At 62.9% G+C, this 9,236-nt stretch carries 10 protein-coding genes; 3 read left to right on the plus strand and 7 right to left on the minus strand.

What is annotated here, in order from left to right:
* Positions 1 to 17 precede the first annotated feature (17 nt).
* Positions 18 to 242 carry a hypothetical protein gene (locus ACFVXE_RS34790; protein WP_389677279.1) on the plus strand — a complete coding sequence of 75 codons (225 nt, stop codon included), beginning with the start codon at positions 18 to 20 and terminating at the stop codon, positions 240 to 242.
* Positions 243 to 588: 346 nt separating this feature from the next.
* On the opposite strand, the gene ACFVXE_RS34795 is transcribed toward ACFVXE_RS34790, so the two are convergent.
* The 4 genes from ACFVXE_RS34795 to ACFVXE_RS34810 form a co-directional block, all read right to left on the minus strand.
* Complete coding sequence (locus tag ACFVXE_RS34795) at positions 589 to 1,497, minus strand: hypothetical protein (protein WP_389677281.1); 909 nt, start codon at positions 1,495 to 1,497, stop codon at positions 589 to 591.
* Positions 1,494 to 2,075: a DUF6932 family protein gene (locus ACFVXE_RS34800; RefSeq protein ID WP_389677282.1), complete on the minus strand. Its 582-nt coding sequence runs from the start codon at positions 2,073 to 2,075 to the stop codon at positions 1,494 to 1,496. The genes ACFVXE_RS34795 and ACFVXE_RS34800 overlap by 4 nt, the downstream gene beginning before the upstream one ends.
* A 153-nt stretch (positions 2,076 to 2,228) precedes the next feature.
* Positions 2,229 to 2,663 (minus strand): toll/interleukin-1 receptor domain-containing protein, encoded by a 435-nt coding sequence (locus ACFVXE_RS34805; protein ID WP_389677284.1) that lies wholly within the window; start codon positions 2,661 to 2,663, stop codon positions 2,229 to 2,231.
* An 8-nt stretch (positions 2,664 to 2,671) separates the two neighbouring features.
* Entirely contained in the window at positions 2,672 to 3,112 is a 441-nt protein-coding gene (locus ACFVXE_RS34810) for a hypothetical protein (protein WP_389677285.1), read from the minus strand.
* Between the two features lie 655 nt (positions 3,113 to 3,767).
* Between ACFVXE_RS34810 and ACFVXE_RS34815 the strand changes: the two genes are divergently transcribed.
* Both ACFVXE_RS34815 and ACFVXE_RS34820 read left to right on the plus strand, forming a co-directional pair.
* Complete coding sequence (locus tag ACFVXE_RS34815; RefSeq protein ID WP_389677286.1) at positions 3,768 to 5,336, plus strand: restriction endonuclease; 1,569 nt, start codon at positions 3,768 to 3,770, stop codon at positions 5,334 to 5,336.
* Positions 5,337 to 5,404: 68 nt separating this feature from the next.
* Entirely contained in the window at positions 5,405 to 5,695 is a 291-nt protein-coding gene (locus tag ACFVXE_RS34820; RefSeq protein WP_389677287.1) for a hypothetical protein, read from the plus strand.
* Positions 5,696 to 6,515: 820 nt separating this feature from the next.
* Here the strand turns inward: ACFVXE_RS34820 and ACFVXE_RS34825 are convergent.
* The 3 genes from ACFVXE_RS34825 to ACFVXE_RS34835 form a co-directional block, all read right to left on the minus strand.
* Positions 6,516 to 6,881 carry a hypothetical protein gene (locus ACFVXE_RS34825; RefSeq protein WP_389677289.1) on the minus strand — a complete coding sequence of 122 codons (366 nt, stop codon included), beginning with the start codon at positions 6,879 to 6,881 and terminating at the stop codon, positions 6,516 to 6,518.
* 154 nt (positions 6,882 to 7,035) lie between these two features.
* Positions 7,036 to 8,259, minus strand: coding sequence for an HTTM domain-containing protein (locus ACFVXE_RS34830; RefSeq protein WP_389677291.1), 1,224 nt, complete (start codon positions 8,257 to 8,259; stop codon positions 7,036 to 7,038).
* Entirely contained in the window at positions 8,249 to 8,926 is a 678-nt protein-coding gene (locus ACFVXE_RS34835) for a DUF5819 family protein (RefSeq protein ID WP_389677292.1), read from the minus strand. The genes ACFVXE_RS34830 and ACFVXE_RS34835 overlap by 11 nt, the downstream gene beginning before the upstream one ends.
* Positions 8,927 to 9,236 lie beyond the last annotated feature (310 nt).

Below are 9,236 nucleotides of genomic sequence, written 5' to 3' on the forward strand. Positions count from 1 at the left end.
TCCTGCACGGATACCGCGTGGCCATGGAAGTCCACGGCATCGAGGAGGACTTCCCTTTCTGGACCCCGGGCGGTCAGGCCCCCTTCGACACATGGCTGTGTGAGCGAAACGGCCGTGCCAGCTCACTACGTTGGGCCGTGGAGATCGAACGCGAGGCAGAAGCCACCGGAACACCAGCCATCGACCTCTTCTTCGCCCTGCTCGACCAGTTCCGAGCCCAACGCGAACAGTCGGCGCGGTAAGAGTTTCTCTACTTCATCAAGGCGCCTCGCTCCGCTCGCCGCGCGCTCCCCGGCTCACCGCCGGGGCCTGACGCTCCTGCCTTCGGCTCGCTCTGGCCCCGGCTACGCCGGTCGCGCGGCTAGAGCGAGCACCGTGGCGGGGAGAAACCCGCTGTGGCTGGGGCGGTCGGCTCCACGGCTTTAGCCACCTCCCCAGTTCGGGTCCCGCGTCAAGCAAGACCAGGGGGCCACTCGTTCAAATTCCGGGCAGGATCACAGCCTGCCCGAGTTGCCGGCCAGCGTACGGCCCCCTGATCATGCTCGACCCCAAACCGGGCAGGACACCGGCCAAACCCGCTCCGCCGACCTATTCGTCAAGGATGCTGGCCTGCCCGTCACCCATCTGCATGAATCGATATTCAGTCGATCTTTCACGCCCCAGTTTATCTTTTTTCTTAATTACCTGAACCACGAAAGAGACCATCATGCCCAACTCAAGGTGCATATCAATGAGGTTTTCCGGATCAAAGCGCACTTCATAAGCCGCAGATCGACGACTCACCCCGGACTTTACTTTAACTACACCAGATTCCCGGAGCTCCGTGATACGACCCGTGATAGCCGTACGTGACTTATGCAAATCAAGATTCCGAAGGCTGCGGACGTAGCTTTTGCCCCTCCCGGACAAGCAGGAAGATCGAACCGCACCATCCAGACTACGCCAGCGCATTTCCATAGAAAGGTCGAATTTATCGAGCGCTTCTACAACGCCATCCAATCCAGGCACTATGCGCTCCCACCGGCGCACGTCACGCTCATTCTCGACGGCGTCAACCAACTTAAGGAGATCCCTCATTGCAGGATCCGCGATGGATGAATCGACACTTCCTAGGCCCTCTTGGCCATCATCGTCAGAAAAGTCTGGAACCTTCGGGCGAACGTGGAGGACTGTGCTGCCCTGAGAAAGGCCCGTCAGTTCAAGCTCTACATCTTTTCTGGCAGCTGCGCTGACTCCATCACGCAAGGGCTTAAGCAGGGCATCACCAATCCTGAAGTCGAGGGCCCCTCTGTCTGCAGCCTCACCCTTGAGTCGCACGGTGAGTTCCTCGTCGAGACTGGCACCGGAGTCATAGTGCCGCGCAGCCTCCAACCAGAAGCGCCGAAGCTCTTCCTCGTAGCTGTCGCGGTCCTGATGATCGTCTTCGAGCTCCGCAAAGAACTGACGGTTGGCTTGCCGGTTACGCTCAAGGGCACGTTGCCGCCAGCTCGTGCTCATAGCGTCACCTCCAGATAGCCACGCCGCGGTGCGGCGGTGTCAGTGGTGGGCTCAGTCTTGTCTACCCCATCAGGCCGGCAGCGCTGCCACCAGTCGTCCCACGCTCCTCGCTCTCGAAGGTACGCCTGATCGTCTGGCTCTAGCAGCTCGGCACGAAAGACTGAAACAACAGGCCTATACCCAACCCTCAGCGGCGACACGCCAAGCTCCGCAAGCCGGGACTTCCGATTGAACGCCGAACTCAACCACCTGGTGCCGGCTAGCCCCTTCATGGAGTCCGCTGCTCGCTCGTCGACCAGAACGGTCAGATCGACGTTCTGCGGATTGAGCTTGGTGCTGACGTAGCTGCCGCCGAGCCAGATCGCGTGGATGAGTCCCTGATCGCCGATGCTGTCCCGGTGCTGCTCTTCAAGATCGAAGAATCGGCTCAGATACGTCTCAAGACCCACCCAAAGCTGCTCCCTAGTTTGTGACCCTTGAAACCTGTCGTCTAAGACGAGAAGTCGCTCAGCGTCCTCAGGGTCAACCCTGTACCTGCCTGGTGGCAGGAAGCCGCCCTCACCCCACTCTGGAACCATGTACCCCCCTTGGTGCACAGTCGTCTCGCCAAGAACATGATCCTCTCGCCAGCCACGATCCGACAACCCTTCGTAACGATCCGTGCCGACATCGACGGTCGCGAGATAGGCAAGGCGGTCGGTCTGACTCGCTGAGAAAACTTCGGCAGACGACTAAGAACGGCCAACTACCTCAGGAGCCCGCCACACATCTGGCACGCGTGCGGTTGGAGGGCCCTGGGCCAGCAGCAACTTTCGCCGATGATCCTGCGCTTCATCCACAGTCAACCAAGGCCATTCAGATGAACCTGGACGTGCAAAAGTCCCGTCGGGCAGAAGTGCGATCATTTGAGTTCGGCTCGCCACAGCAACATCAAACTCCCACCGCGTCCACTCCGAACGAAGGTAGCTACTCGAATAGAGAGCACAGAATACGTCGGCCTGATGTAGCGCCTTCACGACGGACTCAACGCGATCGACTGCGGGATCGTGCAACTCTAGATCATCCACGTAAACAGAAGTCGCTTCACGCGCGATTAGCAACTCTCTCACGCGCCGCAATCCATCCTGACTATTATCCCGCCTCGAATAGCTCACGAAGTATTGCATATAGGGCCTTACCTCTCGAGCAAGCCTAGAGAGTAAGCCCCTGCGGCCACTCCAAACAGCGCACCTAGAATCAAATAATACGCCATTGAGGCGTTGAAGGCTGCACGGAGGGGCCCAACCGCTCCAGATGTCGGGGTGTGCGGATAGGCGTCTGGGCAGCGTGCGGCACGACGGTTCCATATTGGGATCATCGCTCCCCGCAGTTTACGCTGATAGAAATAACTAAAACTATCAGCGAGCCAGAAGGCGAGGATCACCAATAATCCAGCGAGAAAAACGACGCCGCTTGGTCTTTTATCTGCAAATGAGGCAACAAGCGTACCGACAGGAACAAGAACCACGGCACATAGTTTCTTCAGCTCTAGGCAGGCTTCCGACGCCTTGAGGGTCGCGGCGTGTAGCTGCTCCAGTTGGTCCTTATCAAGAGAGTCTGAAGTCGGTTCGCTCAACTTGTCCCTCCGTGTCCCGTTTCCGGTTCGACTGCCCACAAAGTCCCTTGACTTACCGTCAGGGGCCATCGAAGCGCCGCTTCATGATCTCAGGCCACGCCGTGCGACGGGCCAGGTATCCAGATCTTCGCCAGACCAGGGCTTGACCACACAGGATGCCGAGGGTTGGTCACCCATACTCAGTGCGCGTCGCCTCAACCTCCGGCGCCCCTCGGCCAACCGCCTCGCGCGGTGGCGACTGCACCAGATGCACACCAGCAAGGGGAGGGAAGCGACGGGATTACTACACCGTGCCCGTTGTGTGCCCGATCCCCTCTCCTCGCACTGCTTCCGCCTCGCCCGCCGTACATGTGCGTCGATGCCGCCGGCCACTTCCTTCTGCCGCTGGGTCTCGGAGTGCTGGTACTTCATCGCGTCCTTCTCGGAGAGGACTGCTCGCCCCGGCGCGCACCATCGTGTCCTGGCGGGCGACAGGAGCTGATTGAGGCGGCCGCGGATGGTGAATATGGAGGTGCATCTCGTCAGTCCGATCGGGCGTATGGGGCCGCGAGTGGTGCGTGCCCGGCAAGGGCAGCCTGCTGACGAGCCGAGGCACTTGCGGGATACTGCGACGGGTTCGAGAGCGGCGATCACGGGCTGAGCTGGGGGGGAAGCAGTGGCGGGCGGGAGCGATCCTTACGCGCGGGAAGTCGCGCGGCAGGCCAGGGAACAGGAGCGGGCCAGGAAGGCTGCGGAGGCTGCGGCCAAGCGCAGGGCTCGCGAGGGGAAACTCGCGTACGAGGCCGCCCGCGCACAGGAAGCCGTGGACCTCACCAGCGTGGTCGAGCACGATGCCGATCAGCTGTCCAAGGTGCTGCGAACCGCTCTGCTCGACGAGAGCCGACCCACCTTCGACCGGCTGCGGCAGGAGTACACGCCAGCGCCATTCGTCCCGCCCAAGGCGTACGCGAAAGCGGCGCGCATCCCTATGTGGGAGGAGTTCGAACCGGAGCTGCCGCGTGGGCTTCTCGGTGCCCTCGGCTTCGGGCGTCGAGGCTACGAGGCCGAGGTGGAGGCTGCACGCAAGCGGTTCGACCGGGCGATACGAGAGCACGAGCGCGGAGAGCAGAGGCGGGTCGCGAAGTTGGAAAAGGCCCGTTCCAAGCACAACACACGCATCAGGGAGGAAGCGGGACTCGTCAAGGCGTGGAACGACAGCCTCGACGAGCGTCATGCCGCGTACAGGGATCGGGACGTCGAGGCAGTCGAGTGGTTCACCGATCAGGTTCTGGCTGCTTCCGACTACCCGCACGGCTTTCCCAAGGTCCACCAGGTCAAGTACCAGGCCGATACCGGTGACCTGCTGGTCCAGCTCGACTTTCCGCTGGAGGACGCGGTACCAGCTGCCCGCGCCTATCGGTACGTGAAGACGCGCGACGAGATCACGCCCGTCCCCCGTCCGGAGAAGGAACGCAAGGAGCTCTACTCGTCGGTCCTCGCGCAGACCGCGCTGCGGACAGTGCACGAGATCTTCGCGACGGACACCGAGGGAGTGATCCAGTCCGTCGCTCTGAACGGCCATGTCTCCACGATTGACCGTTCTACCGGACGGGACGTTCACCCCTGCTTGATCACACTTCAGGCGGACAGAGAAGAGTTCGGAGAACTGGTGCTCACGCAGGTAGATCCCCGCGCCTGCCTGAAACGTCTACGGTCTCTGGTCTCGCCGAACCCCTACGAGCTGGAACCGGTTCGGCCACTCGTCACTTTCGACCTGACGAAATTCCGGCTCATGGAAAGTCTGGACGTTGTGGCGGGGCTCGACAGCAGGCCAGTGCTCATGGAGCTCACACCCACCGAATTCGAGCACCTCATCAGACAGTTGTTCGAAGCCATCGGACTCGACAGTGTGAACACCCAGCCCTCAAGCGACGAGGGCGTGGACGCGGTGGCCATGAACACGGACCCGATCATGAAGGGCCTGTGCATCATCCAGGCCAAGCGCACCAAGAACGTCGTCCCCTTCGAGACAGTCTCTGCACTCGCCGGGGTCGTCGAGCACAAGCGGGCAGCCAAAGGCATCTTGGTGACGACTTCATGGTTCGGCCGGGCGAGCGAGGCGTTCGCCAACGAACACGGACGGCTGGAACTCCTCGACGGAGCCAACCTGGTGCACCTGTTCAAGGAACACATGGACCTTGACGTCATCCCAGGCCCGGTCCCGCCGAAACGACGCCCTCGTTAGGCGCGGGCGCCTGGCGGACCCGCCCGGCCAGGCCAGGTAGCGACGCGGCAGCAGTCCATGATGGAGACGTGTCCAACGAACCGAGCAGTGCCCCACCAGCCACCACCCACGTCAGTGCGGTCACCGATGGGGTCACGAGAGTCTTCATGTGGGAGGACGATGCACGCATCGAGGTACGCAACCTCGGAGGTGAGATCGTCATCCAGGCCAACACGGCGGGACTGCGCACCCTGTCCGGCCACCTGCTCACGCTCGCCCAGGACGGCACCCCAGACGGGACACATCTGCATCTGGAGGAGAGCAACGGCCTCGAAGACGGGTCGACGAGCCTGGTCCTGGAGCGCTGCGATGAGGAGTGAGCCCGTGCCAGACATGTGCCAGAACAATCGGGGAGCCGCGGTCACTAGCGGTCACGGCAGAGAGCATCTGACGATCGGCTGAGAGATGCTTTCCGCAGGTTGAAGCCTGCTTCTCCTCAGTTCGCCCGGTGATTCCCAAGCTCAACGCTTCAGTCACCCGAATACGCGGTAGCCACCCGACGTCGGGTTCTGTACCTTGCCCGCATGACTGACAACCGAAGGGGCAATGCCGCGTAGGCGCCCGTCAGCCCTGCGGGGCGACCTCCCGGCCCGTCTCCTGAGACGGTGACGGTACCCAGTGATTGATCACCTTTCAGGTTCCTGCACGGCCGACTTACGTCGGCTGGAGCGGACCCGCTTCTGGCCCGAAGCTGTGGAAGAAGCATTCTGGCGCTGGAAGGTCCTTGCCCACGGCCCTCTCAGGCAACTTGTAGACCCACGCATGGGCCCTGATTGCGGCCTCCCTGAGTGCGGGTGCTACGGCGCCGGCTTCCGCGGGCAGCTCGAAGCCGTGCTTCACGCACTGCCCAAGAAGAGTGCGCGGGAGTTACGCGCCCTCGTACGTGCCCTCGACGAGAAGATCTTGGCAAGGGCTAAGGTCATCCCGGCTGACAGCCCGGAGGCGCCCTGGTGGCTAGGCCAGTTCTAGGCCCGACCTCCTACCACTCAGGACGAGCGGTAGCGCACCAGATTGGCACCAGAACAACCGGTCAACAGCGGTCACCGCGAGCCACGCAGATACGACTCAGCTCACTGAAGATGGGGCCGTCTCCCCAGGTCAGCACCTCAATCACTCTCAAACGATCCGTGATTCCCAAGCTCAGAGCGCGAGTTCGATTCTCGTCACCCGCTCCACGCAAAAGCCCCAGGCGATCGGCCCGGGGCTTCTTTGTTGTCTGGACCGGATCAGGCGTCGCGTGCCCGACGCCTGATCGTCGGGCGCAATCGCAGCCTTCTCCCGCTCGGCGCGGACGCGGGCGTCGATCCCGTCGGCCATTTCCCGCTGCCGCTCCAAGTTCGAGTGCTGATAGATCAGCGCGGCAGGCTCGGAGAACTGCCCGGCGCGGAACATGGTGTCCTTGAGCGTGGAGCCCGCCTGCGTCGAGGGCGTGTGTCCGGTGAGACGAAGGTCGTAGGAGCGGAAGCTCTCCGGCAGCCCTGCCTTGGGGCCCGAGCCTTCCGCCACTTCCGCAACAGCTTGCCTCGCTCCCTCACGAACAACAGTCCGTCCGGCTGTTTGACATCGGTAGTTCCCTCGACCGGCACTGGCAGGGCCCGCCTGCCCCCGGCAGGCGGGCCCTGCCCCCGTTGTCCTGCGGCACCGGGAGCGACCATGTCTCTCAGCTCTGGTCGGAGGCGAGCCCGGCAGCCGACGTGGTGTCCTTCTGCACCGCCGCCGGAGTAGCTCGACGCGTCGAGCTGAGTACGCCGGGCCTGCCTTGCGAAGGCACGGATCCGCATCGTGCCGCTCGCCCGGGCGCCGGGCGCCACATGCCCGTCCGCTGCGCCGCGCGTCGGCTCAGGTGAGGCAGGAAGGTGTAGAAGCGGTCGGGAAGGAACGCAGCGTCCGCAATGATCATCGCGCCGGAGAAGAGAGGCAGCCCCAGGAGCACCGCAATGCCGAGGTGCATGCCCAGCAACATGGCGACAACGGGGTATTTGAGCCTGCCGAAGAGCACGAACGGAAAGGCCACCTGCAAGAGCACGGTCATGTAGCCGACGATCGCGATCAGGATCGTGTGCTCGTCCACAAGGTGGGAAAGTGCGGGCCAGGGTTGGAAGAGTTCGAGGTTCAGAACGTAGTGGAGAGCGGTGCCGCTGCCCCAGGAAGCGCCCTGGACCTTGTACAGGCCGGCGGTTCCGTAGAGGAAACAGACTTGGGCCGCGATGACGAACATGCCGCAGTTGTGCACCACCGTAGTCAAGGTGATCCGGGCATCACGGAGTTGCTGTGCGGAGTAGCTCCCGACCTGCTGCGGCGCGTTGCTCGCACGAGCCGTCTTCAGCCGGTCCCTGCGTGCGTCCAGCGACCAGCGCCGTCCGCACGCAGTGAGGACCAGATAGATGGCCATCAGCAGGAGCAGGTTGTCGCCCCCGTCCGTCATGAAGATCGCTCGGGCATGGAACGAGATCACCACGACGGCGAAGAGGATGGACATGACGCGGGTCCGCCAGCCCAGCATGAAAAGTGCGGACGTGACGAGGGCCATCACGTAGCAGAGCTCGAAGTAGGCGCGGCTGTCGGACAGGGTCAGGATGCTGTTCCACCCCGTCTGGTCGAAGAGCTGCCGCGCCAACGAGGGTGTCCACGGGGAGCCTGGGCCCCAGATCTCGTCACGGTGCCGGAACTCGCGCAGCAGAAAGACCAGGTAGAGCAGTCCGTAGCCGATGCGCAACACCGACGCGGCGTAGAGGGACACCGGCCGGCCGGTCAGAAGCTCCCTCACGGCACTGATCCGGTCGACGAGCCACTGGACAGCGCCCGGGGGCGCAGCCTGTTGCCTCCTTGACCGATGGGGTGTTGGTACCACGGGGGCGATCTGGGGGATCTGCTCATTTCCCATGGGGGGTCACCTTCCACCAGGGCAGAAGCCGGTTCTCGACGGGCGTCGGCGGGCGGTTGCCGGAGGCAGCGATGGGCAGTGTGACGACGCGGAGCTGAATGAAGTCGAAGGTGCCGCCGTTGTGGGCAGCGACGCGGTCCGCGGCGATGTTGCTCAGGTACCTCTGCATCATCAAGGCGCGTTCCGTGCGCGCCTTGTCATCTGCTCCGTGTGAATCGACATAGGAAGTCCAGGCGCGGCGCAACAGGTTCTGCGCCGTGTGGCTCGGGAACGCATTGTGTTCGACTGCGGAATTGTCCACGGCAGTCAGGTCGAACCAGGCACTCACCTTGACCGATCCACCGACGTCGGTGTGTGCGGTTCTCGCCAGAATGTTTCGGTTGACGGATTCGGGGTCCGGAGCGAAAAGCCGCCAATTCTGTTCGAAGAAGGGATATACCCATGCGTTAACCAGCGGGCTGTATCGCTTGGAGACGGTGTTGGAGGGCGCTACATGAAGGAACACCAGGAGGACATGGACGAGAGTCGTTGCTACACACAGGATCACGGCGACGCGCAGCCCTGCTTTGAGTGCACGGGCACCCCTCGACCACCTGACCGGCGTGCGCACGTCGTCAGGACATTCCTGTGTGGCCGGACCGGAATCGGAGTGCTGGAGTTCCTTCACGTCCGCTGAGTCAATTCCGCTCGACACCGCCCCACCCTGTCTTTCTCATATCAACTACTCGCGTCTGACGTTTTCTGCGGACTACCGCCGGCGGCGCGCGGCGGATTCGATGAGGATTCCGCCGCGCGCCGTCATCCGATGAGCGGGCTTACTGCAGTGCGTTGCCTAGCCCTCGTGGTCCTTGGCACCCCACTGACCCTTGCCACCCTCGTGGTCCTTGGCACCCCACTGACCCTTGCCACCCTCGTGGCCCTTGGCACCCCACTGACCCTTGCCACCCTCGTGGCCCTTGGCACCCCACTGACCCTTG

Origin of the sequence: Streptomyces sp. NPDC058231 (assembly GCF_042882275.1) — a bacterium.
Taxonomy (GTDB): Bacteria; Actinomycetota; Actinomycetes; order Streptomycetales; family Streptomycetaceae; genus Streptomyces.